Genomic DNA, 26344 nt, shown 5'->3' with positions numbered 1-26344 from the left:
CTGGGGGCCATGACAAGCGAGCTGCTCGACCAGGCCCTCGTCGAGGAGGCCACCAAGAAGTCCGGCCTCATCTGGGTCAAGGGTCCCGGTGTCCCGGCGCGGGCGCTGTGGCACGTGTGGCACGAGGGTGCTGCGTGTGTCGTCGGCGACGGGCCGGGCGAGCAGCCGCTGCCGGGGCTGGCCGACGGGGGCGAGGCCGAGGTGACGGTCCGCAGCAAGGACAAGGGCGGCCGGCTGGTCTCCTGGACCGCGAAGGTCGTCGAACTCGCGTCCGGCTCCGAGGAGTGGGAGGCGACGGTCGCCGAGCTGAAGGGCAAGCGGCTCAACGCCCCCGACGGCGAGGCCATGCCGGCCCGCTGGGCCCGCGAGTGCCGCGTGCTGCGCCTGGAGCCGACGGGCACCACCGCCGCACTGCCGGACGGCTCCCTGGCCGAGGCGCCGCTGCCCTCCCCGGCGACGACGCGCCGGCCGATCCCCGCGGGGCTTCCGCGGCTGCTGCTGAAGAAGAAGAAGAAGCGGCGGCGATAGGCCGGGGCGGTCACGACGTCGGCAGCTGCTTGCCGTAGTCCACCGTGTCGTCCTTGGCCGGCTTCTCCAGGGTGAAGTCCTTGCCCCAGTCGGAGAAGGTCAGGGTGCCCCCGTCGCCCGCCCGGGTCAGCAGCAGGGGATACGGGTCGCCCTCCAGGGAGACGTCGAGGGTTCCGCCGGAGCCCTTGTCTCCGGTGATGCGGATGGTGCGGACGCCCGCCTGCTCGTAGTGACCGTCGGTCGCCACCTTGCCGTGCAGCGTCAACAGGCCGTCGAGGAGTACGTCCTTGTCCGTGAAGCCGCTGAACTTCTTGTACGCCGGGTCGCCCTGCGGCACCTTCACGTACTTGCCGTTCAGCTTGTCCACGGCCCCGGCGTCAGCCTTGCCGTCGTTGCCCGCGTCGCTCCAGAAACCGGAGTCGGCCTTCAGATACAACTGCTCGCCGATCCGCAGCAGCTGGAACGTCGATCCCTGCGCGGTGACCGACCCCGTGGCACCGTCGGCCTTCAGCTGCATGTCGAGCTTGTAGGTGCGCCCGCTGGTGACCACGTTCCCGGACAGGTGCACCGCCACGGCGGAGTCCGCCGCCGTACGGGTCTTGCGCTGGATCTCGGCGACCGGCAGCTTGCCGACCCCGTTGGTGCCCTCGTCCGGGTCCTCACTGCATCCCGTCAGTCCCGTTCCCGACACGACCAGGGCGCAGATGGCGGTCACCAGCGCGGCCCGGCGAGTACGCCCCTGAGGAATCGCAGTCACAGGTGGGGCTGCCTTTCTGTCGTGGGACCTGAGCGGCGTACCGCAGCGTACCGGGGAGTCGGGGCCGCGGCGGAGCCAGTCCGTCCGGACCGCTCACCAGGGCGTATCGGATCCGGACGGGCTAGCCTGAAGCCCATCCGAGCGGGCAATTCGGATATGCGGCCCCGTCACCGGAGCGGCGAGAGAAACAGCCGAAGCGACAGCCGAAGAAACAGCGGAAGAGAACAGCGGAAGAAGCAGCATCCGCGGCACTGCACATCCCGTACGCAAAGGAGCCTCAGCCATGGCAGCCGGCGCTCCCCGGATCTTCGTCTCGCACCTCGCCGGCGTCGCCGCGTTCGACCCGAACGGCGACCAGGTGGGCCGGGTCCGCGATCTGGTCGTCATGCTGCGCGTCGGCCGGCGCCCCCCGCGGCTGCTCGGCCTGGTCGTCGAACTCTCCACCCGGCGCCGCATCTTCCTGCCCATGACCCGGGTCACCAGCATCGAGTCCGGCCAGGTCATCACCACCGGCGTGCTCAACGTCCGCCGCTTCGAGCAGCGACCCACCGAGCGCCTCGTCTTCGGTGAGCTCCTCGACCGGCGCGTCACCCTCGTCGAGACCGGCGAGGAGGTCACCGTCCTCGATCTGTCGGTCGGACAGCTCCCGGCACGCCGGGACTGGGAGATCGACAAGATCTTCGTACGGAAGGGCGGCAAGAGCGGCGCCTTCCGGCGGGCCAGGGGCGAGTCGCTGACCGTCGAGTGGTCCGCCGTCACCGGGTTCTCCGCGGAGGAGAAGGGACAGGGCGCCGAGAGCCTGCTGGCCACCTTCGAGCAGCTGCGCCCCGCCGACCTCGCCAACGTCCTGCACCACCTCTCCCCCAAGCGCCGCGCCGAGGTCGCCGCCGCCCTCGACGACGACCGCCTCGCCGACGTCCTCGAAGAGCTCCCCGAGGACGACCAGATCGAGATCCTCGGCAAGCTGAAGGAGGAGCGCGCCGCCGACGTCCTGGAGGCCATGGACCCGGATGATGCGGCTGACCTGCTCGGTGAACTCCCCGAGGACGACCAGGAGCGGCTGCTGAGTCTGATGCAGCCCGCCGACGCGGCCGACATGCGCCGTCTGATGGCCTACGAGGAGCACACGGCGGGCGGTCTGATGACGACGGAGCCGATCATCCTGCGCCCCGACGCCACCGTCGCCGACGCCCTCGCCCGCGTCCGCAACCCCGACCTGTCCCCCGCCCTCGCCGCCCAGGTCTACGTCTGCCGCCCGCCCGACGAGACCCCGACCGGCAAGTACCTCGGCACGGTCCACTTCCAGCGCCTGCTGCGCGACCCGCCGTACACCCTGGTCAGCTCGATGGTCGACGAGGCGCTGGAGGCCCTGGACCCGGACGCCGCGCTGCCGGTCGTCGCCGGGTTCTTCGCGACGTACGACATGGTCGCGGCGCCCGTCGTCGACGAGTCCGGGTCGCTGCTGGGCGTGGTGACCGTGGACGACGTACTGGACCACATGCTGCCCGACGACTGGCGGGAGACGGAGTTCCACCTGGACGAGGACACCGGCGAGGGGGTGGCGGCGCATGGCTCCTGAGCGGGAGGGCTCGCGCGAGCGCGTGGCGTCGGGCGCCACCGCGGCCACCCGGGCGCCCCGCGCGCGCCTCGACCAACCCCGGCCGCCGCGCCGCCGCATCCTGCCCGAGTGGGACCCGGAGGCCTTCGGGCGGCTGTCGGAGCGGATCGCCCGCTTCATCGGCACCGGACGGTTCCTCGTCTGGATGACGGTCGTGATCGTGGTGTGGGTGCTGTGGAACATCGCCGCACCGACCGACCTGCGCTGGGACGAGTACCCGTTCATCTTCCTCACCCTGGTCCTGTCCCTGCAGGCCTCGTACGCCGCCCCGCTGATCCTGCTCGCGCAGAACCGGCAGGACGACCGCGACCGGGTCAACCTCGAACAGGACCGCAAGCAGAACGAGCGGTCGATCGCCGACACCGAGTACCTGACCCGGGAGATCGCGGCGCTGCGCATCGGTCTGGGCGAGGTGGCCACCCGCGACTGGATGCGCTCGGAACTCCATGACCTGATGAAAGAGCTGGAGGAGCGGCACGACGGTCACCGCGAGCACGGGGTATTCCCGGCAGATCGGTCGCCGGGACGTGACGTAGACGACCGCTGACAGGCTTACCGGGGCATGGCTACCGAGCCGTACCATCGACCTTATGGCTACGGAAGACGCGGTGCGCGAAGCACTGGCGACGGTGAACGACCCCGAGATCAACCGCCCCATCACCGAACTGGGGATGGTCAAGTCGGTGGAGATCGGTGCGGACGGTGCGGTCGCGGTCACCGTGTACCTGACGGTCTCCGGCTGCCCGATGCGCGAGACGATCACGCAGCGCGTGACGGACGCCGTCTCCCGGGTCGAGGGCGTCACCCGTGTCGACGTCACGCTCGACGTGATGAGCGACGAGCAGCGCAAGGAGCTGGCGAACGCCCTGCGCGGAGGCACCGCCGAGCGCGAGGTCCCCTTCGCCAAGCCCGGCTCGCTCACCCGCGTGTACGCGGTCGCGTCCGGCAAGGGCGGTGTCGGCAAGTCGTCGGTGACGGTCAACCTGGCCGCGGCGATGGCGGCCGACGGCCTGAAGGTCGGTGTCGTCGACGCCGACATCTACGGCCACAGCGTGCCGCGCATGCTGGGCGCCGACGGGCGTCCGACCCAGGTCGAGAACATGATCATGCCGCCGTCCGCGAACGGCGTGAAGGTCATCTCCATCGGCATGTTCACGCCGGGCAACGCCCCGGTCGTCTGGCGCGGCCCGATGCTCCACCGCGCGCTCCAGCAGTTCCTGGCGGACGTGTACTGGGGCGACCTGGACGTCCTGCTCCTCGACCTCCCGCCCGGCACCGGAGACATCGCGATCTCCGTGGCCCAGCTGGTCCCGAACGCCGAGATCCTGGTCGTGACGACCCCGCAGCAGGCGGCGGCCGAGGTCGCCGAGCGGGCCGGGTCCATCGCCGTCCAGACCCACCAGAAGATCGTCGGCGTGGTCGAGAACATGTCCGGGCTGCCCTGCCCGCACTGCGACGAGATGGTCGACGTCTTCGGCACGGGCGGCGGGCAGGTGGTCGCCGACGGCCTGACGCGTACGACCGGTACGAACGTCCCGGTGCTGGGCAACATCCCGATCGACGTCCGCCTCCGCGAGGGCGGCGACGAGGGCAAGCCCGTGGTCCTGACCGACCCCGACTCCCCGGCGGGCTCGGCCCTGCGCGCGATCGCCGGAAAGCTGGGGGGACGGCAGCGGGGCCTTTCGGGACTGTCTCTCGGGATCACTCCGAAGAACAAGTTCTGACCCCCCCCCCGGGGCGCGGGGCTGTATCCATCAGCGGCTCCGCCGCCGGGCGCGACCAGCCACACCCAGGCCACGCCTGGAGACGGCACACAAGGCCCTACGGCGAAGGGGCGCCGCAACACCCGCGGCGCCCCTTTTCCGGCTCAGCCCGCCGGCTAGGCGTACGCGGAGATGTCCTTGATCATGGCGAAGGCAAGCCCGTACGCGCTCATCCCCCTGCCGTAAGCCCCCAGGTGCACCCCCTCCTGAGTCGAGCCGGCGAGCACCCACCCGAACTCGGACTCCCGGTAGTGGAACGGCGTGGGCACGCCGTCCACCGGCAGGGACAGCGTCGACCAGTCCGCACCGTCCAGGTCGTCCGCGAGGGCCCAGGCCGTCTCCGTCTGCTGCTCCAGCCAGTCGTCGCGCAGCGAGTGGTCCATCTGCCCCGGCCAGGTGAAGGACAGCAGCCCCACCCCCGCGAGCCACGCGGCCGAGGACACCGACGTGGCCTCCAGCAGCCCCGTACCGTCGGCGCTCCGCCGGGACGGATGCGCGGCGACGGTCACGACCACCGCGAACTTCTCCCGGTCCTCCGTCGCCTCGTTCCGTACGGAGGGCTCGTCACCGTGCCCGGTCGAACCGTGTTCCACCGACCCGTCGGCCGCCATGCCGACCTGCATCAGCCAGCGCGGCCCTGTGAAGGCCTCGTCGAGGCCGTACCAGGGGAAGGGCGCCAACAGGTAGGCGTCGACCGTGCGCCGGGCGGAGGGGAGCTGCTGTCCGCTCTCCACGGCCGGTTCCTGCGCGACTGCCCGACTCGTCGTCTGACTCGTCGTCTCCATCTGCCCGGACGCCTCCTCGTTCTCGCCGGACCAGCCCGGCCCGCCCCCCTTCGGGCGTACTCGTCCGGTCCGCACAACAACTCGGCAGCATAGCCACACCGCTCCGAGCAGTATGGAAAGCGCCCGGCGCGCGAGGCGCACAGGGAGCGTGTTCAGGCCGTGCGCGACCCGCGCAGAGTATGAGAAGAGTCACTTACGGGCGGAGACCCGCCCGCGTGTTCGTACGGCTCAGGTGGCGTCCGCGTCGTAGGGCGGGCGCTCGTCACCGGGGCTATCGGGCTTCTTCGTCATGTCGATGCTGCCGCCGGAGGAACCCGAGGACGACGACGAGGAGGAAGAGGACGATTCCGTGTCACGACCGTGGACGGCGTCGGTGACCTCGGCCATTTCCTTCTTCAGGTCGAAGCCGTTGCGGATCTCCTTGATCCCCAGCTCGTCGTTGTCCAGCTGCTTGCGGATGAACGTCTTGGGGTTGAGATCCTCGAACTCGAAGTCCTTGAACTCCGGGCCGAGCTCCGACCGGATGTCCTGCTTGGCGCTCTCCGAGAACTCGCGGATCTTGCGAATCGTCCGCGTGACGTCCTGAATCATCTTCGGGAGCTTGTCCGGACCGAAAACGAGCACGGCGAGGACGACGAGCGTCACCAGCTCGAGCGGTCCTATGTCATTGAACACCTGAAGCTCCTTGCGATGTCCTCGGTCCTCGGCCCTCAGTGGTCGAATGCGGGTCTTCCGTGGTCCGGGCCGGATCCACGGTACCCGGCCATCCGCTAAGACCGGTACTGTCCCGAGGCCTCCGAATGCGGGTGGGCGTGCGGTTTTCCGCGTTGTTTGCCTTGTCAGGCCATAAGTGGGGCGGTCGGGCGACGTTCGGTGTGATGTTTCTGTGAGTCTCAGTTCCCGCTCGACGAGCCGAGCGTCAGCGAGATCCTGACCTCCTTGCCGCCGCGCTCCAAGGTCAGTTCCAGCCGGTCGCCGGGGCGGTGGGCACGGGTCTTGACGATGAGTTCCTCGCCGGAGTGGACGCGCTGGCCGTCGACCTCGGTGATGACGTCGCCCTGTTTGATGCCGGCCTTGTCGCCGGGGCCGCCTTCGGTCACCGCGGAGCCGCCGTCGCTGCCCTTGGTGCCGACGCGGGCTCCGTCGCCGGTGTAGTCCATGTCGAGGGTGACGCCGATGACCGGGTGGGTCGCCCGGCCGGTGTTGATCAGCTCCTCGGCGACGCGCTTGGCCTGGTTCACCGGGATGGCGAAGCCGAGGCCGATGGAGCCGGCCTGGCCGCCGTCGAGGTCGGAACCGCTGTCGGCGGAACGGATCGCGGAGTTGATGCCGACGACACGGGCCTGGGCGTCGAGGAGAGGACCGCCGGAGTTGCCGGGGTTGATGGGCGCGTCGGTCTGCAACGCGTCCACGTACGACACATCGCTCCCGTCGCCGCTCTCACCGCCGGCCGTGATGGGCCGCTCCTTGGCGCTGATGATGCCGGAGGTGACGGTTCCCGCCAGGTCGAACGGGGCGCCGATGGCGACGACCGGGTCGCCGACCTGGACGTTGTCGGAGTTGCCGAGCGGCAGGGGTTCGAGGCCGCTGACGCCGGTGACCTTGACGACGGCGAGGTCGTAGCCGCCGTCGCGGCCGACGACGGTGGCCTTGGCGGTGTCCCCGCTGTGGAAGGTCACGGATATCTCGCCGTCGTCGCCCGCGGGTTCGACGACGTGGTTGTTGGTGAGGATGTGACCGCGGTCGTCGAGCACGAACCCGGTCCCGGTGCCCTGCTCGTCGCTCCCGCTCACATGCAGGGTCACGACACTCGGCAGGGCCCGCGCGGCGATCCCGGCGACACTGTCCGGCGCCCGACCGGTGGGTTCGGCCGCGGCCTGCGGCAGCTCCACGTCCCCCACTCCACCGTTGCGCTCGAAATACGCCCCCACGACACCGCCGACGCCCCCGGACACGAGCGCGAGCAGCAGGACGCCGACGAGGACCGCCTTCCGTCCCCGCTTGCGCCGCTGCTCGTCGGTGACGACCGCGGCGCCGTTCTGCTGGAGGGGGGCGGTGGCGTGCGCCTCGCGCGACCAAGGGTCGTAGTTCTGCCAGGGGTTGGCGGGGGGTGGGGCGTCGGCGTAGGCGGGGGCGGGGGTGGCATGGACGGGCGCGTCGGCCGTGGGGGGCGCCTGGGTGGGGATGGGGGTGGGGGCGGGGATGGCATGGGCCGACGGCTCGGCCACCGGGACCGCCGGAGGCGCTGTCTGGGCAGGGATGCCGGGCGCCGAGGGCGCGACAAGGGCGCCGGCGGCTGGGTTGGTCGCGGGAGGCGGGGCGGGCACGGGGGCCGGGACGGGCACGGGGGCCGGGACGGGCACGGGGGCCGGGACGGGCACGGGGGCCGGGACGGGCACGGGGGCCGGGACGGGCACGGGGGCCGGGGCGGGTTCGTCGCCTGCCGAGGCCGGGGTTGCCGAGGGTGCGGGCGCGCCTGCCGTGGGCGCCGGCAGGTCGTGCGTAAGTGTGGGCGCCGGCAGGCCGTGCGTAGGTGCGGTCGGCAGCGGTACGGCCGTCCCGTGGGCCGGCGTGGTCGCCGGGTGCTGGACCGGCGGAGCGGGCGCCCAGGGGCCGGGCTCCCCGTAGGGCGGGGTGCTGTAGGGGTCGGGGTCGTGCAGGGGCTTGGGACGTGCGGCGCCGGGCTCTGCGGGAACCGGGGCGGCGTCACCTGCCGACGGCACGGCGGCCGCGGGCACCCCGACCGGGCACGCCAACTCGAAGTCACCATCAGCGGAAGCCGCGTCATCACCGCCGCCGCTCACACCGCCGCTCACCGCAGGCGGCCGAAGTTCGAAGTCGCCCTCCGCCGAAGCCCCCTCGCCCACAGCGCCCGTCGCGGGCAGCGCCAGCTCGAAGTCACCGTCCGTGTCACCACCGCGGCCACGCTCACCGGCACCATCGGGTGCCGATCCGTCCGGTGTGGTGTCGCTCAACTCGTCCGGCGTCGGTGCGGCCCCTTCCGCCTGACCCGAAGGTCCCTGCGGTCGAGGTCGGTTCCACCACTTCGCCTTCGCGGGCTTCCCCTCGTTCATGCTCTGCTTCCTGCTCGCTGCTGACCGTTGCTCGAGTAGGACGCTTCGCTCTGGGCCGCACCCGGTCGGATGACCGAACGTGCTGCGTCAGCGGAAGCGGACGCAGGGGATCCCTGGGTTTCACGGCAGGCCGCCACCGGGAACGCCCCGGCGCCCGAATGCCTACTCAACTCTGCGCTGTCGCACTTGAGTTCCCTCAGGGAACCGGGCGACCCGTGCTACCTCCCCCATCCGGCACGCGGCGTCAACGGCGGCCGCAGTTCCTCGACTCCGCGCCCGGCCCACAGGCACGGCGCGCGGCCCACCCTGGATTCAATCAGGTTCGTGGGCCGCTGCGCAGAGGTCGGGTCAGGGACCGGTGGCCGGTGAGGCGGAGGGGGACGAGGTCGCGTCGGGGACAGGTGCGGCGAGCAGCTCGGGGGTCGCCGTGATCCCGGAGGTCGTGGACCACGCGGTCAGGGCGAGCGGCGGGTTCGCGCTGAGCGGGCGTATCAGTGGGGACATGGCGGCCGCGCCGGCCACCACGGGCGCCGTCAGGGTGTCCATGTCCTGGTCGGCGGGCTGGGCCGGCATCCCCGGCAGAAGGGGCGCCGACACCTCCGTCGGGGCCACCGGGGTGTCCGGAGTCCCCTGCCCCTGCGCGAGCAGCGGGCCGACCGCGCGACGGCGCTGGTTCTCGGGTGTCGCCGCGGCCCCGGTGCCCTGGGTCCGCGCCGGTGTCACATTGCTGCCGGCTCCCGAGCCACCGCGGGCCTCCGCCTCGGTCGGCGCGCTCGAGGTGACGCCGCCCAGCGCGATGGCGGCCAGCGACACCGCGCCCGCCGCCACGAACGCGAACCGCATCCGGGAGGAGGAGCGATCGGCGTCATGACGACCCACGGGGTGGGTGCGGAAACCGCTGCCGGAGACGGGGAGCACGGGGGCGTGCGCACGCGAAGGGACGTATCCGAACTCGAAACGGTCACTCCGCTTCACTCCGAACGCCCCGGAGGCGCCGGGTCGTCCGGACAGTCCACCGAATCCTCCCCCGCCGAGCGGCGAGCCACCGCCGTCCAGGTCACCTCCCCCGGGGAGACCCTGAAGGCGGGCCAGGAAACTCTCGGAGGGAGGCGGCGGGGCCGCCTCCGCGAAGACGTTCTTCAGCCGGCGCTGGGCGTCGACCTCGGACTTGCACTTGGCGCAGGTCGCCAGGTGCGCCAGAACGCGCTCACGCGTCTCATGACCGAGCTCTCCGTCGACGAGGGCGGAGAGTCGGTCGCCAAGGTGCTGCTCGGCCAGAAGCCGTTCGGCGGGGTTGGGTCGGGTGCCACTCACGCGGTCGCGCCCCCTCCCCCCAGAGCGGCCACACGCGGCACGAAGGAGCGGCGCTCCGCGCGCGCCTCCGGCGAGCGGTGGGCGAGGGCCTTGCGCAGCTGCGAGCGGCCACGGTGGATACGGGACCGGACCGTGCCGAGCTTGACGCCCAGGGTCGCGGCGATCTCCTCGTACGACAGTCCTTCGATGTCGCACAGGACGACCGCGGCGCGGAACTCGGGCGCGAGCGTGTCGAGGGCCTGCTGGACGTCGGCGTCGAAGTGCGCGTCGTTGAAGACCTGCTGAGGTGTGGGCTCCTTGCTGGGCAGCCGCTCGGCCGCGTCCTCGCCCAGCGCGTCGAAGCGGATGCGCTGCTTGCGGCGGACCATGTCCAGGAAGAGGTTGGTGGTGATGCGGTGCAGCCAGCCCTCGAAGGTGCCCGGCGTGTACGTCGACAAGGAGCGGAAGACGCGGACGAAGACCTCCTGCGTGAGGTCCTCGGCGTCGTGCTGATTGCCGGTGAGGCGGTACGCCAGTCGGTAGACGCGACCGCTGTGCGTGCTGACGATCTCCTCCCAGGTGGGCGGAGTCCACGCCTGCCCGCCCGCGTCGGTGGAGAAGGTCGCGGTCTGGGCATAGTCGCCGGCGTGGCTGTGGTCAGCGGTGTCGTTCACGGATTTCGGCCTGCCCGCCGATCCGAGGAAGCGCCGCAGCACTCCTCCCCGATCCACAGGCGCAGCCGCACCTCCCCTATCGGCTCTGGTGGTGTCCAGTGGAGCCCCTACCATAACCACCTCGCCCGTTAGCTCCGGATAAGCGGTTTTACGAGAATTTGATCTGGGCTGACACGGCTGATGCGCCTGCGTCAGCACTTGCTCGCGGCCCCGCTCGGCATCGTGATCCAACTGTGTCCCCCCGCTCGTCTTCCCACCCCTCTAAACGCCCGGTCCCATCTGCGGGTTCCCGGCCGCAACGGATACAGTCACGCCCAGGCAACCACGGGGACAGGAGAGGGTCATTACCGGCAACCGGCAGACGAGCTGGGCGTTCGCCGACGCCTACGTCGCCGAGGACGACGTCCTGCGCTGGGCCCGTGACCGGGCCCGTGAGGCGGGACTGCGCTCGGTGTCGCCCGGCACGGGCGCCGCGCTGCGATTGCTGGCCGCCTCGGTGGACGCCAAGGCGGTGGCGGAGATCGGTACCGGCACCGGCGTCTCCGGCATCCACCTCCTGCACGGCATGCGCCCCGACGGCGTCCTGACCACGGTCGACCCCGAACCCGAGCACCAGCAGTTCGCCCGCCAGGCCTTCCGTGCCTCCGGCTTCGCCAGCAACCGCGCCCGCTTCATCCCGGGCCGCGCCCTCGACGTCCTGCCCCGCCTCGCGGACGCCGGCTACGACCTCGTCTTCTGCGACGGCGACCGGCTGGAGTTCCTCGACTATCTCGCTGAATCGTTGCGTCTGCTGCGTCCGGGTGGCCTTGTCGTCTTCGAGGGCGTCTTCGCCAACGGTCGCACCGTGGACTCGGGCCCCCAGCCCACCGAGGTCATACGGATCCGGGAACTGCTGCGCGCGGTGCGCGAGAGCCAGGAGCTGGTGCCGTCGCTGCTGCCGGTCGGTGACGGGCTGCTGTGCGCGGTCAAGCGGTAGACGTCGAGCCGTAGACGTCGAGCGGTAGACGTCAAGCCGGGCATACGGCCGACCGTACGCCATGAACCACCGCCCGTACGCCACGGACCACCGTCCGTACGCCACCCGCACACCGGAGAAACAGCGACCCCGGCACCATGTGGGATGCCGGGGTCACCGAAAGGGTATGGTCGCTTCCGCGTCAGCCGACGACCTTCTTGAGGGCGTCGCCGAGCGCGTCGGCCTCGTCAGGGGTCAGCTCGACGACGAGCCGACCGCCGCCTTCGAGCGGAACGCGCATGACGATGCCCCGCCCCTCCTTGGTCACCTCGAGCGGGCCATCGCCCGTCCGCGGCTTCATGGCCGCCATGCTCGTTCCCCTTCCTGAAACCAGCTCATCGTCAAAGCCGACGGCCCATGGGAGGGCACGTGTGTCTGGCATGAGACACGCGACACCGGCATCGAACACATTGCTTCCCAGCCATTATCCCGCATCTCAGGACCCGATGACCAACATCAGTCGGCATCGCTTGGGCAACGCGCGCGAGCAAAACCACTCAATTCGGCGATGTGACTGCGATACTGCGCCACCGCACTCACTTCCACCCAACGGAACCGGACACGAATTCTTTGACGCAGGTCACATGTCCGGTCAGGGCCGTTGTCGATGATCTCCGCCATGCTGTCCTCAGACAGGCGCCTACCGACCGGTACGCCCAAGCCGTGACGACGGAGGGGACACTCCATGGCCGACACCGTGCTCTACGAGGTGAACGACGGACTCGCGACGATCACGCTGAACCGCCCCGAGGCGATGAACGCGCTGAACGTCGAGACCAAGGTCGCCCTGCGGGACGCGGTGCGCTCCGCGGCGGACGACCGCGCGGTGCGAGCGGTGTTGCTGACCGCCGCGGGGGACCGGGCTTTCTGCGTGGGCCAGGACCTCAAGGAGCACATCGGGTTGCTGGTGACCGACCGGGAGACCGGGTCCAGGCAGACGATGAGCACGGTGCGGGAGCACTACAACCCCATCGCGCGGGCGCTGGCCGGGATGGCCAAGCCGGTCGTGGCCGGGGTGAACGGGGTCGCGGCGGGCGCCGGATTCGGGTTCGCGCTGGCCGCGGACTATCGCGTGGTGGCGGACACGGCCGCCTTCAACACGTCGTTCGCGGGGGTCGCGCTGACCGCGGACTCCGGCATCTCGTGGACGCTGCCGCGGGTGGTGGGACCGGGACGGGCCGCTGACCTGCTGCTCTTCCCGCGGAACATCAAGGCGCAGGAGGCGTACGAGCTGGGGATCGCGAACCGTCTCGTGCCCTCGGCCGACCTGCGCGCGGAGGCGGAGAAGGTCGCGCGGGCGCTCGCCGAGGGGCCGACGGTGGCGTATGGGGCGATCAAGGAGGCGATGGCGTTCGGGCTGTCGCACTCGCTTGAGGAGACCTTGGAGAAGGAGGACGAGCTGCAGACCCGGGCGGGGTCGTCCGAGGATCATGCGATCGCCGTGCAGGCCTTCGTCAACAAGGAGAAGCCGAAGTACCTGGGCCGGTGAGCTCGGGGCGGTAGCGCCGTCGGGGGCTGCGGGTGCGTGGGGGCTGGTCGCGCCCGCGGCGGAGCCGCGTTTCGACACAGCCCCGCGCCCCTAGTGGGCGCTTCTCGCGACGCAAGTCTCCAAGTGGTCGTCCACCAGGCCGCACGCCTGCATCAGGGCGTACGCCGTCGTCGGTCCGACGAAGCGCAGGCCCCGCTTCTTGAGGGCCTTCGACAGGGCCGTCGACTCGGGTGTGACGGCCGGGACATCCGCCAGGGCCTTCGGGGCCGGACGAGTCCCGGGGTCCGGGGCGTGGGACCAGATCAGTTCGTCCAGGTCGCCTGGGGCCCAGTCGGTCAGTAGGCGGGCGTTCGCGAGAGTGGCGTCGATCTTGGCTCGGTTGCGGATGATGCCCGGGTCCGCGAGGAGGCGGTCCCGGTCGGTGTCCGTGAAGGTCGCCACCTTGGCGATCTCGAAGCCCGCGAAGGCGGCGCGGAAGCCCTCGCGGCGGCGCAGGATCGTGATCCAGGACAGGCCCGACTGGAAGGCCTCCAGGCTGAGGCGTTCGAACAGGGCGTCGTCGCCGTGGACCGGGCGGCCCCACTCCTCGTCGTGGTACGTGACGTAGTCCGGGGTGGACAGGGCCCAGGGACAGCGCAGGGCGCCGTCGGGTCCGGCGAGGGCCGTACCGTCGCTCACTGCTGGTCCTCCTGGGCGGGCTTGTCCATCGACACATGGCCGGCGGACGTCTGCGCGCCGGCCAGGGCGGACTCCAGGTCGGCGATCCGGGCGTCGCGCTCGGCGAGCTCGGCGCCGAGGCGGCTGAGGGCGTCGTCCACGTCGGACATGCGGTAGCCGCGGGCGGCGAGGGGGAAGCGGAGGGTCTCGATGTCCACGCGGCTGATCGGGCGGTCCAGCGGCAGCAGATCCTGCAGGCGCTCGGGCGCGGCCTCCGGCAGCGGGCCGTCGCCCTCGCCACCGCCCACCACGGCGAGCGTCACCGCGGCGACCACGACGGCCAGCGCGACGACCAGGAACAAGAACATAACCATCGCGGTGGCCCCCACGGTCGGTGAATGCGAGCGGTCGAATCTGTCAGTGTCCGATCGTGCCATGCGACTCTGACAGTTAGGGTCGCAGGCGGCCGAAGGCCCACGACTTGCCAGGACGTACTAGGAGAGGTCACAGGGGATGCTCAGGCTGGGCAGGCGTGAGTTCGACTCGCACGAGCCGGTGATCATGGCGATCGTGAACCGGACCCCGGACTCCTTCTACGACCAAGGGGCGACGTTCCGCGACGAGCCCGCCCTCGCGCGCGTGGAGCAGGCGGTGGCGGAGGGGGCGGCCATCATCGACATCGGCGGGGTGAAGGCGGGGCCGGGGGAAGAGGTGACCGCCGAGGAGGAGGCGCGGCGGACGGTCGGGTTCGTGGCCGAGGTGCGGCGGCGCTTCCCGGATGTCGTGATCAGCGTGGACACCTGGCGGGCCGAGGTCGGGGCGGCGGTGTGCGAGGCGGGGGCCGATCTGCTGAACGACGCCTGGGGTGGGGTGGACCCGGGGCTCGCGGAGGTCGCCGCGCGGTACGGGGTGGGGCTGGTGTGTACGCACGCGGGGGGTGCGGAGCCTCGGACTCGGCCGCATCGGGTGACGTACGACGATGTCATGGCCGACATTCTGCGGGTGACCGTGGGGCTGGCGGAGCGGGCGGCGGAGCTGGGGGTGCCGCGGGAGTCGATCATGATCGATCCCGGGCATGACTTCGGGAAGAACACGCGGCACAGTCTTGAGGCGACGCGGCGGTTGGGGGAGATGGTGTCGACGGGGTGGCCGGTGTTGGTGTCGCTGTCCAACAAGGACTTCGTGGGGGAGACGTTGGACAAGCCGGTGAAGGAGCGGGTGGTGGGGACGTTGGCCACCACTGCGGTGTCGGCGTGGTTGGGGGCGCAGGTGTACCGGGTGCATGAGGTGGCGGAGACGCGGCAGGTGCTGGAGATGGTGGCGTCGATCGCGGGGTATCGGGCGCCGGCGGTGGCTCGGCGGGGGTTGGCTTAGCCGTTTTTTCTCGCCCCCGCCGCCCCTACCCGTCCCATCCCTGAAGGGGCTCCGCCCCTTCCACCCCGCCAGGGGGCTTCGCCGGACGGGCTGAAATGCGCTAGCGCCCCGCCTCCTTCGACACCAGCGCCACCGCCTCGTCCACGTCGTCCGTGACGTGGAAGAGGAGCAGGTCCTTCTCGGAGGCCTTGCCCTGGGCGATCAGGGTGTTCCTGAGCCAGTGGACGAGGCCGCCCCAGTACTCGCTGCCGAAGAGGACGATCGGGAAGCGGGTGACCTTCTGGGTCTGGACGAGGGTGAGGGCCTCGAAGAGTTCGTCGAGGGTGCCGAGGCCGCCGGGGAGGACCACGAAGCCCTGGGCGTACTTGACGAACATCATCTTGCGGACGAAGAAGTACCGGAAGTTCAGGCCGATGTCGACGTAGGGGTTGAGGCCCTGCTCGAAGGGCAGCTCGATGCCGAGGCCGACCGAGACGCCGCCCGCCTCGCAGGCGCCCTTGTTCGCCGCTTCCATGGCACCGGGGCCACCACCGGTGATCACCGCGAACCCGGCCTCGACCAGGCCTCGGCCGAGGCGGACTCCGGCGTCGTACTCGGGAGAGTCGACCGGGGTGCGGGCCGAGCCGAAGACGCTGATCGCCGCCGGGAGTTCGGCGAGGGTGCCGAAGCCCTCGATGAACTCCGACTGGATGCGCAGGACCCGCCAGGGGTCCGTGTGGACCCAGTCGGAGGGGCCGCCCGCGTCCAGCAGCCGCTGGTCGGTCGTACTCGCCGTCACCTGGTCCCGCCTCCGCAGAACCGGTCCCAGACGCTGCTCCGACGGTGGCTGCTTCTTCCCCTCGGGGTTGCCGGTAGCCATGTGCGCTCCCTCCGTTGCGGGGCCTGCGAGTGCAGGTCGTTCCACCTCAGCGTAGATCCGCGCGGGTTACGGACGGGGGACGTGAGCATGACCGCCGTGAAGCGGTGTCCCGGAAGCCCCCGGCCGCGCCGCTACGCCGAGAGCCACGCCTTCAGCCGCTCCTCCCCCGCGAGGATCTTCGCCGTCTCGACGCGTTCGTCCCGCTTGTGCGCCAAGTGCGGGTTGCCGGGGCCGTAGTTGACCGCCGGGATGCCCAGGGACGAGAAGCGGGAGACGTCCGTCCAGCCGTACTTGGGGCGGGCGATCCCGCCGACCGCCGCCATGAACGCCGCTGCCGCCGGGTGGGACAGGCCCGGCAGCGCGCCGCCGCTGTGGTCGTCCACCACGAACTCCTCGACCCCGCAGTCCGCGAAGACCTCGCGGACGTGCGCGACGGCCTCCTCCTCCGTACGGTCCGGCGCGTAGCGGAAGTTGACGGTCACCACGCACTCGTCGGGGATGACATTGCCGGCCACACCGCCCTTGATGCCGACCGCGTTCAGGCCCTCGCGGTACTCCAGGCCGTCGATCACCGGGTAGCGCGGTTCGTACGAGGCCAGCCGCGCCAGGATCGGGGCCGCCGCGTGGATCGCGTTCGAGCCCATCCAGCCGCGCGCGGAGTGGGCGCGCTCGCCCTTGGTCTTGAGGAGCACCCTCAGCGTGCCCTGGCAGCCGCCCTCGACCTCGCCGTCCGACGGCTCCAGGAGCACCGCGAAGTCGCCCTCCAGCCACTCGGGGCGGGCCTCGGAGATGTGCTTGAGGCCGTTGAGGTCCGCGGTCACCTCTTCGTTGTCGTAGAAGACGAAGGTCAGGTCGCGGTTCGGGGCCGGGACCGTGGCGGCGATGCGCAGCTGGACCGCGACGCCGGACTTCATGTCGCAGGTGCCGCAGCCCCACAGGACGCCGTCCTCGTCGAGCCTCGACGGGACGTTGTCCGCGATCGGCACCGTGTCGATGTGGCCGGCGAGGATCACGCGCTCGGGCCGCCCCAGGTTCGTACGTGCCACGACGTTGTTGCCGTACCGGTCGACCGTCAGATGCGGCAGGGCGCGCAGGGCGGCCTCGATGGCGTCCGCGAGGGGCTGCTCGGTACCGCTGACGGAGGGGAAGTCGACGAGCTGCGCGGTGAGCTTCGCGGCGTCCAGCGTGAGGTCAAGGGAGGTGTCGGCCATGGATCCGACCCTAACGCGCCCGGCAGTGGGCCCACTTTCCCCACTGGGCCCATACCGCTCAGTAACCTCGGTTACCTTGTAGACGTGCCAGAGCCGTCACCCTCCTCCAAACGCCGTGGCCGCCTGTTCCGTCGTGGGGCGGCCTTCATGATCCTGCTCGCCGTCGCGGGATATCTCGCGGTGCAGTACGTCACCGGCGGCACCGGCACGCCGGGGTGCGAGGTCGTCTCGGGCAAGGGTGACGGGGCGCGGTACGAGTTCACGCCGGAGCAGGCGGTGAACGCGGCGACCATCGCCGCCGTCGGCACCGGACGCGGGCTGCCCGAGCGGGCCGTGACGATCGCGCTCGCCACCGCGCTCCAGGAGTCGGGGCTGCGCAACATCGGCCACGGCGACCGCGACTCGCTGGGCCTGTTCCAGCAGCGGCCCTCCCAGGGCTGGGGCACCGAGAAGGAGATCCAGGACCCGATCTACTCGGCGGGCATCTTCTACGAGCACCTGGTCAAGGTCCGCGGCTACACGGAGCTGCCGCTCACCGTCGCCGCGCAACGCGTCCAGCGCAGCGGCTTCCCGGAGGCGTACGCCAAGCACGAGCCGGACGCGACGCTGCTCGCCGCCGCCCTCACCGGGCGCTCGGCGGCCACGCTGACCTGCGAGGGCCGCCCGGGTGCCACGCCCGCCTCGGGTCCGGACGCCGTACGGGCCGCGCTCGTACGGGACTTCGGGCAGGACGCGCTCCAGTCGGCCGCGGCCGAGGTGGGCGCCCGGAAGGCCGCTCCCACGCCCACTCCTGCCGTCATCGAGGGCGACGGGCAGACCGTCCTGCTGCCGGTGACCGGTCACGCGGGTTCCGGCGCCGGGCGCAGTGTGCGCGAGCGCGGCTGGCAGTTGGCCCACTGGGCCGTGGCCAACGCCTCCGATCTGCACATCAAGCGGGTGTCGTACGCCGGGCGGGAGTGGACCGCCGGAAACACCGACAGCCAGTGGCGGGCGAGCGCGGCGCCGGATGCCTCGGGGGCGGAGAGCGGTCCGGACTCGGTCCGGATCGTGACGACTCACTAGGTCGCGCGAGCCGGTACGCGCGGGCGTTCGGCGACTCACCCTCCGGGATTACCCGAGGTGTCGGCCGGCGATGGCGTGGGCAGGTTTTCCCGCGGTCACCCTGAGATCCGCCAAAGCCCTTGGGAATCAAGGGCTGTAAGGATTCCGCAGGCTTTCGAGCGAGGATCTTTTTGCCCGTATTTATCCGCAGGCGATAATGCGACGCATTGCCAACTCTTTACGTTGCGGCGCCGCAACCTTCGCGGGCTTCGAGCGGTAGTCACTGCGTCCGAGCCCGGAGATCAACAGCCAGTCGGTCAACTGCCGGGTGCGGTCGGACACTTCATCGTTCTCATCCGACATACCCGTCGAAGGAGCATCATGTCCCTCCCCCTGACCCGCCGGATCGCCCGTGCCGCGCTGATCGTCGCTGCGGGAGCGGCTGCCGGGGTCGGTGCGGCCGGCTCCGCCAGCGCGGCCCCCGAACTGCCCGACGCCACCAAGGTCGGCGGGCTGACCGCCCTGGACGGCGCGAGCGTCGTCGACGGTGCGGCCACGAACGCCACCGGGCTCGCGGGTGGCGCCGTCGACACCGCGGTCGACGGCGCGCTGCCGACCGCGACGAAGGCCGGCGACAAGGTGACCAAGACCGGCGGCAAGGCCGCGAAGAAGGCCGTGCCGACCGCGGCCAAGGCCGGCGGCAAGGTCGCGAAGAAGGCGACGCCCGCGGCTCAGGAGACCGCTGGTGGCGTGGCCGGGTCGGTCGGTACCGTCCTCGGTGAGGCGGCCGGTTCGGCCACCCAGGGTGGCGTGCCGGCGACCGGCTCGCTGCCGGTGCAGGGGCTTCCCCTCAGCTGACGGCCGACAGGCGCCCGGCCTGAGCCGGCGGGGTCCAGGGATTTCCCTGGGCCCCGTCGGCTTTTGCGTGCCCGCGGGGACCTACGCCAGGCGCTCTACCGCCGCCCTCACCCGTTCGTCCGTCGCCGTGAACGCTACGCGTACGTGCCGGGCGCCGGCCTCGCCGTAGAAGTCGCCCGGGGCCACCAGGATGCCGAGGTCGGCCAGGCCGGAGACCGTGGTCCAGCAGGACTCGCCCTTCGTGGCCCACAGGTAGAGGCTGGCCTCGCTGTGCTCGATGCGGAAGCCGTGGCCTTCCAGGGCCTCGCGGAGGGCCTTTCGGCGGGCGGCGTAGCGGTCGCGCTGGACGCGGACATGTTCGTCGTCGCCGAGGGCCGCGATGACCGCCGCCTGGGTCGGCGCCGACGTCATCATGCCGCCGTGCTTGCGGATCTGCAGGAGGGGGCCGAGGACGGCCGGGTCGCCGGCCAGGAACGCGGCGCGGTAGCCCGCCAGGTTGGAGCGCTTGGAGAGGCTGTGGACGGCGACGATGCCCTCGTACGAGCCGCCGTTCACGTCCGGGTGCAGGACCGAGACCGGGTCGGCCTCCCAGCCCAGCTCCAGGTAGCACTCGTCGGAGAAGAGCAGGACGCCGTGCTGGCGGGCCCACGCCACGACGCGGGTGAGCTCCGCCTTCGACAGGACCTTGCCGGTGGGGTTGGACGGCGAGTTCAGCCAGAGGAGCTTCAGGCCCCGCGGGTCGAGCTCCGTGGGGTCGTCGTAGACCTCGTGGTCGGCGCGGGCCAGGCGGGCGCCCACCTCGTACGTCGGGTACGCCAGCCGGGGGTACGCCACCCTGTCGCCGGGGCCGAGGCCCAGCTGGGTGGGGAGCCAGGCCACCAGTTCCTTGGAGCCGACGATGGGCAGGACGTGCTGGTGGGTGACCTCGCGGGCGCCCAGGCGGCGCTCCACCCAGCCCGTGATCGCGTCACGCAGCGCCGGGGTGCCCCAGACCGTCGGATAGCCCGGGGAGTCCGCAGCGTCGATCAGGGCCTTCTGGATCAGCTCGGGGACCGGGTCGACCGGCGTGCCGACGGAGAGGTCGACGATGCCGTCCGGGTGCGCGGCGGCCGTCTTCTTGTACGGCTCCAGCTTGTCCCAGGGGAAGGTCGGAAGGCGGTCGGAGACTGCGGACACGGGATCTGGCTCACTTTCTGGTGCTGCCGCTGGTACTGCCACTGCTCATGCCGGATACGGCAACGCCTCGGTCCCGTCGGCGATCGAGGGCGATCAGGCCGTACGGGACCGAGGCGGCACGCTGTGCGGGTCGCCGATGCGGATTACTCGGCCTGCGGCGGCAGCGCGGCGACGAAGGGGTGGTCGCGCTCGATCAGACCCAGCTTGCTGGCGCCGCCGGGCGAGCCGAGCTCGTCGAAGAACTCGACGTTCGCCTTGTAGTAGTCCTTCCACTCCTCCGGAGTGTCGTCCTCGTAGAAGATCGCCTCGACCGGGCAGACCGGCTCACAGGCACCACAGTCGACGCATTCGTCCGGGTGGATGTACAAGGACCGCTGGCCCTCGTAGATGCAGTCGACCGGGCACTCCTCGATGCACGCCTTGTCCTTGACGTCGACACAAGGCTGCGCGATGACGTAGGTCACGCTGTCGTTCCTCCTCGATAGGGCGCTGGCGGGCCTCCGTAGGCTCCGCCGCCTGGCGCGCGGGAGCGCGGCGTCGTCGATGCCCGCCCCTAGTATCTCCGTTCTTGGGCATGATCCGAACAGGAGGGGTGAACTGACCTGTGGAAATCTCTGCGACGGGGCGCCTTGCGGTCCGTATCACCGCTGCTGACGTGGGTAAACGGGTCTCCGTACGCCGCCTGAACGATCCTGCGCCTCCGGGTGAGAAGTTCACCGACACGGTAGGTGTTCTCGCATCATGGGACAACGGTGTGCTGCTGATCACACGGAAGAGTGGCGAAACCGTCCGTATCGCGGAATCCTCGCTGGTCGCGGGCAAGATCGTGCCCGCCGCTCCGGCCCGGCGCCGGGGGCCCTCCGCGTCGTACGAGGAACTCGCGCAGGTCGCCACGCGCGCGTGGCGGCCGGTGGAGAGCGAACGGCTCGGCGAGTGGGAGCTGCGGGCCGCGTCCGGGTTCACCCGCCGGGCCAACTCGGTGCTGCCGCTCGGCGACCCCGGGATGCCGCTGGAGGAGGCGCTCGATGCCGTACGGCGGTGGTACGGCGACCGTGGGCTTCCCGCGTACGTCCAGACCGCGACCGGGGCCGAGGGGACGCAGGAGCTGCTGTGCGCGGAGCTGGAGCGGCTGGCGTGGGTGCGTGAGGTGACCGCCGAGCTGTGGGTCGGGGCGCTGGCCCCGATCGCCGACCGGGTCGAGCCGGGTGAGGCGTCCGGGGTGGTGCTGGCCCGGGAGGCGGACGAGGCTTGGCTTGCGCGGTATCAGCGCAAGGGGGTGAGCGAGGTGGCCCTGAAGGTGCTCGGGAGCGGGCCGTCGGTGTGGTTCGCGACGGTTCCCGGTGCGGGTGGCGGTGCGCCTGCCGCCATCGGGCGGTGTGTCGTGGACGGGCGGTGGGCCGGATTCGCCGCCGTGGAGGTCGATCCGGCGCTGCGGCGGCAGGGGCTGGCCACCCGCGTGATGGCCGCGCTGGCCCGGCGGGCCCTCGACGAGGGGGCGTCGGCGGCATGGCTGCAGGTCGAGGCGGAGAACGTGGGCGCGCGGGAGATGTACGCCGGGATGGGGTTCGGTGCGCATCACGCGTACCACCACTATCGATCAGCGTGAGCAGTGGTACCGATCGCCGTGAAAGGGCACGAGCCAGCTATGCGTCCCCCCTACCCCCCACCGCCCGAACGCTCCGCCGAGCTGCGGCGGCGGTTCGCCGAAGAGGCACGGTCCGACCGGCCCGACCTGTCCGCGCTGTGTCTGCTGCTGGGCGCCGAGGCGGACGGGGCGCTGGACGAGGCGGGCATGGATTCCGTGCAGGTGGAGCTGGACGGGCTGGCCGGACAGCTGCCGTTCCGGCCCGGCGGGCCCCGGTCGTGGGCGGTCGCTCTGCGGGAGCTGCTCGGGGAGCGGTACGGGTTCCGGGGGGCGCCTGCCGACTATCAGCGGCTTGAGTCGTCACTGCTGCATCAGGTGCTGAAGCGGCGGCGTGGGCTGCCGATCCTGTTGTCGGTGGTGTGGCTGGAGGTGGCACGGCGGGCGGGGGCGCCGGTGTACGGGGTGGCCCTGCCCGGGCACTTCGTCGTGGGGTTCGGGCCGGCCGAGGAACAGGTACTCGCCGATCCGTTCGACGGGGGGCGGGTGTTGGCGGGGAGCGATGCGGAGCTGCTGGTGGCGGGGGCCACGGGGGCGGCTCTGCGGCCGTCGATGCTGACGCCGGCGGATCCGCTGGATGTGGTGCTGCGGATTCTGAACAACATCCGGGCGTGGGCTGCCGCGCGGCCCGAGCGCACGGATGTGGCGCTGTGGGCGGTGGAGTTGTCGTTGTTGCTGCCCTCGCATCCCGCTCGGTTGCGGTTCGAGCGGGCCCAGTTGCTGGTACAGCGGGGTGACTTCGTCGATGGGGCCGTGGAGTTGGAGGAGTACGCGGAGCTGATCAGTGCGGTGGATGAGGGGGCGGCGGAGCGGGTGCGGGGGGAGGCTCGGGCTGCTCGGGCGATGCTCAACTGAATTCGCCGGTTCGCCGTGGGAGGTTCGGTGGTTGCGCGCGTGCGGGTGCGTTGTGGCTGGTCGCGCCCACGCGGCGGAGCCGCAATTCGATACAGTCCCGCGCCCCTAGGTGGGCTGCCCTGACCGGCGATCACAGCCAGCCCTTCTCCCTCGCTATCCTCACCGCTTCCGCCCGGTTTCGTACCGCCAGTTTCTGGATCGCCGTCGAGAGGTAGTTGCGGACCGTCCCCTGGGACAGGTGCAGGGCTGCCGCCAGCTCGGCGTTGGTCGAGCCGTCCTCCGCCGCTCGCAGGACTTCCCGCTCGCGGTCCGTCAAGGGGTTGGCGCCCTCCGCCAGGGCCGCTGCCGCCAGGGTGGGGTCGATGACCCGCTCCCCCGCCAGTACCTTGCGCACCGCCTCGGCCAGTTGGGCCGCGGGGGCATCCTTGACCAGGAAGGCGTCGGCGCCGGATTCCATGGCGCTGCGGAGGTAGCCGGGGCGGCCGAAGGTGGTGAGGACGACCAGCTTCACGGCCGGCAACGCCTTGTGCAGCTGGGCCGCCGCCTCTATGCCCGTCGCGCCCGGCATCTCGATGTCGAGGAGCGCCACGTCGATGTCGTGCTCGCGGGCGGCCGGCAGGACCTCGTCGCCGCGGGCCACCTGGGCGACGACCTCGATGTCGTCCTCCAGGCCGAGCAGGGCGGCCAGGGCCTCGCGGACCATCGACTGGTCCTCGGCGAGCAGGACCTTGATCGTGGGGCTCATGGCGCGGATTCTACGGCTGTCGGGGTGGCGGTGACCGGGACGCGGGCGGTGATACGGAAGCCGTGCCGGGTGCCGTCGGCGGCCAGGGTGCCGCCCGCCTTCTCCAGGCGTTCCGTCAGGCCCGTCAGGCCGTTGCCGGGGCCGCTGCCCTGGTCGCCCGAGCCGTTGTCCTCGACGGAGAGTTCGAGGACGGGGCCGTCGAGGGTCTGGCGGCGCAGGAGTTCGACCGTGCAGCGGCCGGCGCCGCTGTGCCGTACGACGTTGGTGATCGCCTCGCGCAGGGCCCAGGCGAGGGCCGTCTCGCTGTCTTCGGCGATGCCGGTGAGGTCCGGTTCGGCGGCGGACAGGTCGGCGGTGACTCCCGCGGCGGTCAACGCGACCTTGGCGCCCGCCAGTTCGGCGGCGAGGCGGGGGCGGCGGTAGCCGGCGACCGCCTCGCGGACGTCCACCAGGGCCTGGCGGCTGACCTGTTCGATGTCGGCGACCTGCTGGGCCGCCTTGTCGGGGTGGTCGGGGAGCATCCGGCCGGCGAGTTCGCTCTTCAGCGTGATCAGGGAGAGGGAGTGGCCCAGCAGGTCGTGCAGGTCCCGGGCGAGACGCAGTCTCTCCTCGTTCGCGGCCAGTTGGGCGACCGTGGCGCGGGCCTCGCGCAGCGCGACCGTCGTACGGACGAGTTCGCGTACGCCGGTCATGGCGAAGCCGCCCAGCAGGGCCGGGATCAGCAGGCCGGCCAGGAACGCCTTGCCGCCCGGTGTCGCGAGGGCGATCAGGGTCATCAGCGCGCACGCGCCCGGGATCGTCCAGCGGGCGATGCGCGGGGGCAGGGCCGCGCCGGACGCGATCGAGACGTACACGAACAGCACCAGCCATTCCCGGCCCAGCGTCAGGGCGAGGACCGTGGACTGGGCCGCGAGGACGCCGAGGGAGGCGAGGACGACGCTGTTGCGTTCAGCGCGGCCCGTGCGGAAGAGCAGCAGCATGTACCAGGTGACGAACGCGCCCAGGCCGATCCAGCCGAGGATCCGCACGCCCGTGCTGTGGCCGCCGTGCAGCAGGTCGTTGGCCGGCGCGCTGAGGTACACCAGCCAGATGCCGGTCCACAGGACCTTGACGAACCGCTGCTTGCCGTTCTCGGGGCGCTGCCCGATGCCGACGCCTGTGCCGCTCACGCCTTCAGTGTGTCCTTCCGGTACAGCCAGGCCGCGCCGCCCGTGAACAGGGCGAAGGAGACGGCGAGGACGACTAGGTCCTTCGCGTGCGGGGCCTGGCTCTGCTCGATGGCCTGGCCCAGGGCAGCGTACGCGTGCGTGGGCACCCAGGCGGCGATGTCCTGGAGCCACCGCGGGAAGGTCGTCGTGGGCATCCACAGGCCGCCGAGCATGGAGAGTCCGAAGTAGACGATCATCGTGATCGGGCGCACCGCGTCCCCGGTCGCGGAGTACCCGATCGCCACCCCGAGCGCGGCGAAGACCAGGCTCCCGGCCCAGATCGCGCCGGTGAGCGCGAGCCACTGCCAGGCGTCCAGGCGTACGTCCTTCACGACGGCGGCGACGACGAAGATGACGACGATGGACGGCAGGCTGACCACGGCGGCGCTCGCCGTCTTGGCCAGCACATACCCGCGGCCCGGCAGCGTCGTCAGCCGGAGCTGCCGTACCCAGCCGCTTTCGCGTTCCTTGGCTATGCGCTCGCTGTTGCCCATCAGGACGGCCGTCAGGGCGCCGAAGGAGGCCATCGAGACCATCATGTAGGTCGGCAGGGTCAGGCCGGTGCCGTCGACCTTCGTCGTGCTGTCGGCGCTGCCCGCGATCAGCAGGAACAGGATGGACGGGTAGAGCACCGAGAAGAACAGGAACTTGCGGTTGCGCAGGGCGCGGGTGAGTTCCAGCCGGATCAGGCCCTTCATGACGTGCGCGCCTCCTCGGCGGTGGTGATGGCGACGAAGGCCTGCTCCAGTCCGAGCCCGGCGACTTCGAGGTTGCGGGGGTAGAGGCCGAGGCCGTAGAGGGAGTGGACGGTCGCGTCGGCGTCGGAGGACTGGAGACGGACCGTACGGCCGGACCCCGCGGCGGAGCCGCTGTTGGACACGGTGAGGGCTGTCAGGAAGGGCAGGGCGCGCAGGGCGGCCTCGTCGATCCTGTCGTCGGGCAGGTCGAAGGAGATCCTGCGTGCCCCCGCCTTCGCCTTGATCTCGGCCGCCGTGCCGTCGGCCAGCAGCCGGCCGCGGTGCAGGACCAGCACCCGGTCGGCGACGGCGTCGGCCTCCTCCAGGTAGTGCGTGGCGAACAGGACCGTACGGCCCTGGTCGGCCTGTTCACGCATGGTGGCCCAGAAGGCCTGGCGAGTGGTGACGTCCATGCCGGTCGTCGGCTCGTCCAGGACGATCAGGTCGCTGTCACCTGCGGTGGCCAGCGCGAAGCGGACGCGCTGGGCCTGGCCGCCGGAGAGCTTGTCGACCTTGCGGTCGGCGATCTGGGTGATGCCGGCGCGGGCGAGGACCTCGGCGACGGCGTACGGCCGCGGATGCAGATCGCAGGCCAGCCGCACCACCTCGGCCACCGTGACCTCGCTCATCAGCCCGCCGCTCTGGAGCATGGCCCCCACCCGCCCGGCGACGATCGCCTCGCGCGGGTCGGTGCCGAAGAGGCGGATCGTGCCGCTGTCGGGGCGCTTGAGGCCGAGCAGCAGATCGAGCGTGGTCGACTTGCCCGCCCCGTTCGGGCCCAGCAGGGCCACGGTCTCCCCCGGGTGCAGCGCGAGCGTCAGGCCGTCGACGGCGCGCACATCCCCGTAGCTCTTGCTCACCTGGTCGAATCCGACCGCTGTCGTTGTCATGTGCTCCAGGGTGGCCGCGCGGGCCCCGGGCCCGGCAGTGTCGGCGGTCCTGACTGCCGGATGACAGATGTCATACGCAAGGGGCGGGGGCGGCC

At 71.3% G+C, this 26344-nt stretch carries 29 protein-coding genes; 11 read left to right on the top strand and 18 right to left on the bottom strand.

The window, feature by feature from the left end:
• The first annotated feature begins 9 nt into the window (after nucleotides 1-9).
• Nucleotides 10-528 carry a hypothetical protein gene (locus ABIE67_RS30380; protein ID WP_370264574.1) on the top strand — a complete coding sequence of 173 codons (519 nt, stop codon included), beginning with the start codon at nucleotides 10-12 and terminating at the stop codon, nucleotides 526-528.
• Nucleotides 529-538: 10 nt separating this feature from the next.
• Here ABIE67_RS30380 and ABIE67_RS30375 read toward each other — a convergent pair whose 3' ends face one another.
• A complete protein-coding gene (locus ABIE67_RS30375; protein WP_370264573.1) occupies nucleotides 539-1285 on the bottom strand; it encodes a hypothetical protein in 747 nt (248 codons plus the stop codon).
• Nucleotides 1286-1568: 283 nt separating this feature from the next.
• Here ABIE67_RS30375 and ABIE67_RS30370 point away from each other — a divergent pair, with 283 nt between their 5' ends.
• The 3 genes from ABIE67_RS30370 to ABIE67_RS30360 are packed head-to-tail and all read left to right on the top strand — an operon-like array spanning nucleotide 1569 to nucleotide 4627.
• Nucleotides 1569-2864 (top strand): magnesium transporter MgtE N-terminal domain-containing protein, encoded by a 1296-nt coding sequence (locus ABIE67_RS30370; RefSeq protein ID WP_370264572.1) that lies wholly within the window; start codon nucleotides 1569-1571, stop codon nucleotides 2862-2864.
• Nucleotides 2854-3450 (top strand): DUF1003 domain-containing protein, encoded by a 597-nt coding sequence (locus ABIE67_RS30365; protein WP_370264571.1) that lies wholly within the window; start codon nucleotides 2854-2856, stop codon nucleotides 3448-3450. The genes ABIE67_RS30370 and ABIE67_RS30365 overlap by 11 nt, the downstream gene beginning before the upstream one ends.
• A gap of 43 nt (nucleotides 3451-3493) precedes the next feature.
• Nucleotides 3494-4627 carry an Mrp/NBP35 family ATP-binding protein gene (locus ABIE67_RS30360; RefSeq protein ID WP_370264570.1) on the top strand — a complete coding sequence of 378 codons (1134 nt, stop codon included), beginning with the start codon at nucleotides 3494-3496 and terminating at the stop codon, nucleotides 4625-4627.
• A gap of 155 nt (nucleotides 4628-4782) precedes the next feature.
• Here the strand turns inward: ABIE67_RS30360 and ABIE67_RS30355 are convergent, their stop codons facing one another.
• From ABIE67_RS30355 to sigE, 5 genes are all read right to left on the bottom strand, one after another.
• Nucleotides 4783-5451 carry a hypothetical protein gene (locus ABIE67_RS30355; protein WP_370264569.1) on the bottom strand — a complete coding sequence of 223 codons (669 nt, stop codon included), beginning with the start codon at nucleotides 5449-5451 and terminating at the stop codon, nucleotides 4783-4785.
• A 228-nt stretch (nucleotides 5452-5679) separates the two neighbouring features.
• Complete coding sequence (locus ABIE67_RS30350) at nucleotides 5680-6126, bottom strand: sec-independent translocase (RefSeq protein WP_370264568.1); 447 nt, start codon at nucleotides 6124-6126, stop codon at nucleotides 5680-5682.
• A 218-nt stretch (nucleotides 6127-6344) separates the two neighbouring features.
• Nucleotides 6345-8525 carry a trypsin-like peptidase domain-containing protein gene (locus ABIE67_RS30345; RefSeq protein ID WP_370264567.1) on the bottom strand — a complete coding sequence of 727 codons (2181 nt, stop codon included), beginning with the start codon at nucleotides 8523-8525 and terminating at the stop codon, nucleotides 6345-6347.
• 348 nt (nucleotides 8526-8873) lie between these two features.
• Entirely contained in the window at nucleotides 8874-9839 is a 966-nt protein-coding gene (locus tag ABIE67_RS30340) for a zf-HC2 domain-containing protein (RefSeq protein ID WP_370264566.1), read from the bottom strand.
• Entirely contained in the window at nucleotides 9836-10534 is a 699-nt protein-coding gene (gene sigE / locus ABIE67_RS30335; RefSeq protein ID WP_370269097.1) for an RNA polymerase sigma factor SigE, read from the bottom strand. Before sigE ends, ABIE67_RS30340 begins: the two co-directional genes overlap by 4 nt.
• A 301-nt stretch (nucleotides 10535-10835) precedes the next feature.
• Between sigE and ABIE67_RS30330 the strand changes: the two genes are divergently transcribed.
• The gene (locus tag ABIE67_RS30330) at nucleotides 10836-11468 is read left to right on the top strand and encodes an O-methyltransferase (protein ID WP_217214855.1); all 633 of its coding nucleotides are present in this window, start codon (nucleotides 10836-10838) and stop codon (nucleotides 11466-11468) included.
• Nucleotides 11469-11649: 181 nt separating this feature from the next.
• Here ABIE67_RS30330 and ABIE67_RS30325 read toward each other — a convergent pair whose 3' ends face one another.
• Both ABIE67_RS30325 and ABIE67_RS30320 read right to left on the bottom strand, forming a co-directional pair.
• The gene (locus ABIE67_RS30325) at nucleotides 11650-11817 is read right to left on the bottom strand and encodes a DUF3117 domain-containing protein (protein WP_003966491.1); all 168 of its coding nucleotides are present in this window, start codon (nucleotides 11815-11817) and stop codon (nucleotides 11650-11652) included.
• 146 nt (nucleotides 11818-11963) lie between these two features.
• A complete protein-coding gene (locus tag ABIE67_RS30320) occupies nucleotides 11964-12128 on the bottom strand; it encodes a hypothetical protein (protein ID WP_370264565.1) in 165 nt (54 codons plus the stop codon).
• Between the two features lie 64 nt (nucleotides 12129-12192).
• On the opposite strand from ABIE67_RS30320, the gene ABIE67_RS30315 reads away from it, so the two are divergent.
• The gene (locus ABIE67_RS30315; protein ID WP_370264564.1) at nucleotides 12193-12996 is read left to right on the top strand and encodes an enoyl-CoA hydratase/isomerase family protein; all 804 of its coding nucleotides are present in this window, start codon (nucleotides 12193-12195) and stop codon (nucleotides 12994-12996) included.
• Nucleotides 12997-13086: 90 nt separating this feature from the next.
• Here the strand turns inward: ABIE67_RS30315 and ABIE67_RS30310 are convergent, their stop codons facing one another.
• Nucleotides 13087-13674 (bottom strand): DNA-3-methyladenine glycosylase I, encoded by a 588-nt coding sequence (locus ABIE67_RS30310; RefSeq protein WP_370264563.1) that lies wholly within the window; start codon nucleotides 13672-13674, stop codon nucleotides 13087-13089.
• Nucleotides 13671-14021, bottom strand: a complete 351-nt coding sequence (locus ABIE67_RS30305) for a DivIVA domain-containing protein (protein WP_370269095.1) — start codon at nucleotides 14019-14021, stop codon at nucleotides 13671-13673. Before ABIE67_RS30305 ends, ABIE67_RS30310 begins: the two co-directional genes overlap by 4 nt.
• A gap of 145 nt (nucleotides 14022-14166) precedes the next feature.
• Here ABIE67_RS30305 and folP point away from each other — a divergent pair, with 145 nt between their 5' ends.
• Nucleotides 14167-15027: a dihydropteroate synthase gene (gene folP / locus ABIE67_RS30300; protein WP_370264562.1), complete on the top strand. Its 861-nt coding sequence runs from the start codon at nucleotides 14167-14169 to the stop codon at nucleotides 15025-15027.
• 100 nt (nucleotides 15028-15127) lie between these two features.
• On the opposite strand, the gene ABIE67_RS30295 is transcribed toward folP, so the two are convergent.
• Together ABIE67_RS30295 and dapE are read right to left on the bottom strand one after the other, a co-directional pair.
• The gene (locus ABIE67_RS30295) at nucleotides 15128-15886 is read right to left on the bottom strand and encodes a TIGR00730 family Rossman fold protein (protein WP_370264561.1); all 759 of its coding nucleotides are present in this window, start codon (nucleotides 15884-15886) and stop codon (nucleotides 15128-15130) included.
• 131 nt (nucleotides 15887-16017) lie between these two features.
• A complete protein-coding gene (gene dapE / locus ABIE67_RS30290; protein WP_370264560.1) occupies nucleotides 16018-17097 on the bottom strand; it encodes a succinyl-diaminopimelate desuccinylase in 1080 nt (359 codons plus the stop codon).
• Nucleotides 17098-17181: 84 nt separating this feature from the next.
• Here dapE and ABIE67_RS30285 point away from each other — a divergent pair, with 84 nt between their 5' ends.
• The gene (locus ABIE67_RS30285) at nucleotides 17182-18159 is read left to right on the top strand and encodes a heavy metal transporter (protein ID WP_370264559.1); all 978 of its coding nucleotides are present in this window, start codon (nucleotides 17182-17184) and stop codon (nucleotides 18157-18159) included.
• A 360-nt stretch (nucleotides 18160-18519) separates the two neighbouring features.
• Nucleotides 18520-18996 (top strand): ATP-binding protein, encoded by a 477-nt coding sequence (locus ABIE67_RS30280; protein WP_370264558.1) that lies wholly within the window; start codon nucleotides 18520-18522, stop codon nucleotides 18994-18996.
• A gap of 81 nt (nucleotides 18997-19077) precedes the next feature.
• On the opposite strand, the gene ABIE67_RS30275 is transcribed toward ABIE67_RS30280, so the two are convergent.
• Nucleotides 19078-20172 (bottom strand): bifunctional succinyldiaminopimelate transaminase/glutamate-prephenate aminotransferase, encoded by a 1095-nt coding sequence (locus ABIE67_RS30275; RefSeq protein ID WP_370264557.1) that lies wholly within the window; start codon nucleotides 20170-20172, stop codon nucleotides 19078-19080.
• A gap of 143 nt (nucleotides 20173-20315) precedes the next feature.
• Nucleotides 20316-20636, bottom strand: a complete 321-nt coding sequence (gene fdxA / locus ABIE67_RS30270; RefSeq protein ID WP_007495984.1) for a ferredoxin — start codon at nucleotides 20634-20636, stop codon at nucleotides 20316-20318.
• Between the two features lie 191 nt (nucleotides 20637-20827).
• Here fdxA and ABIE67_RS30265 point away from each other — a divergent pair, with 191 nt between their 5' ends.
• Nucleotides 20828-21778, top strand: coding sequence for a GNAT family N-acetyltransferase (locus ABIE67_RS30265; RefSeq protein WP_370264556.1), 951 nt, complete (start codon nucleotides 20828-20830; stop codon nucleotides 21776-21778).
• A 39-nt stretch (nucleotides 21779-21817) separates the two neighbouring features.
• Nucleotides 21818-22669 (top strand): tetratricopeptide repeat protein, encoded by an 852-nt coding sequence (locus ABIE67_RS30260; RefSeq protein WP_370264555.1) that lies wholly within the window; start codon nucleotides 21818-21820, stop codon nucleotides 22667-22669.
• A 130-nt stretch (nucleotides 22670-22799) separates the two neighbouring features.
• On the opposite strand, the gene ABIE67_RS30255 is transcribed toward ABIE67_RS30260, so the two are convergent.
• Genes ABIE67_RS30255 through ABIE67_RS30240 form a run of 4 tightly spaced genes read right to left on the bottom strand, consistent with a single transcriptional unit; the run spans nucleotide 22800 to nucleotide 26249 of the window.
• Nucleotides 22800-23414, bottom strand: coding sequence for a response regulator transcription factor (locus ABIE67_RS30255; RefSeq protein WP_370264554.1), 615 nt, complete (start codon nucleotides 23412-23414; stop codon nucleotides 22800-22802).
• Entirely contained in the window at nucleotides 23411-24583 is a 1173-nt protein-coding gene (locus tag ABIE67_RS30250; protein WP_370264553.1) for a sensor histidine kinase, read from the bottom strand. Before ABIE67_RS30250 ends, ABIE67_RS30255 begins: the two co-directional genes overlap by 4 nt.
• Nucleotides 24580-25320, bottom strand: coding sequence for an ABC transporter permease (locus ABIE67_RS30245; RefSeq protein WP_370264552.1), 741 nt, complete (start codon nucleotides 25318-25320; stop codon nucleotides 24580-24582). Before ABIE67_RS30245 ends, ABIE67_RS30250 begins: the two co-directional genes overlap by 4 nt.
• The gene (locus ABIE67_RS30240) at nucleotides 25317-26249 is read right to left on the bottom strand and encodes an ABC transporter ATP-binding protein (protein ID WP_370264551.1); all 933 of its coding nucleotides are present in this window, start codon (nucleotides 26247-26249) and stop codon (nucleotides 25317-25319) included. Before ABIE67_RS30240 ends, ABIE67_RS30245 begins: the two co-directional genes overlap by 4 nt.
• Nucleotides 26250-26344 lie beyond the last annotated feature (95 nt).

It is taken from the genome of Streptomyces sp. V4I8 (assembly GCF_041261225.1).
In the GTDB taxonomy this organism is placed as follows: domain Bacteria; phylum Actinomycetota; class Actinomycetes; order Streptomycetales; family Streptomycetaceae; genus Streptomyces.
This window is presented reverse-complemented; position numbering and strand designations above follow the sequence as displayed.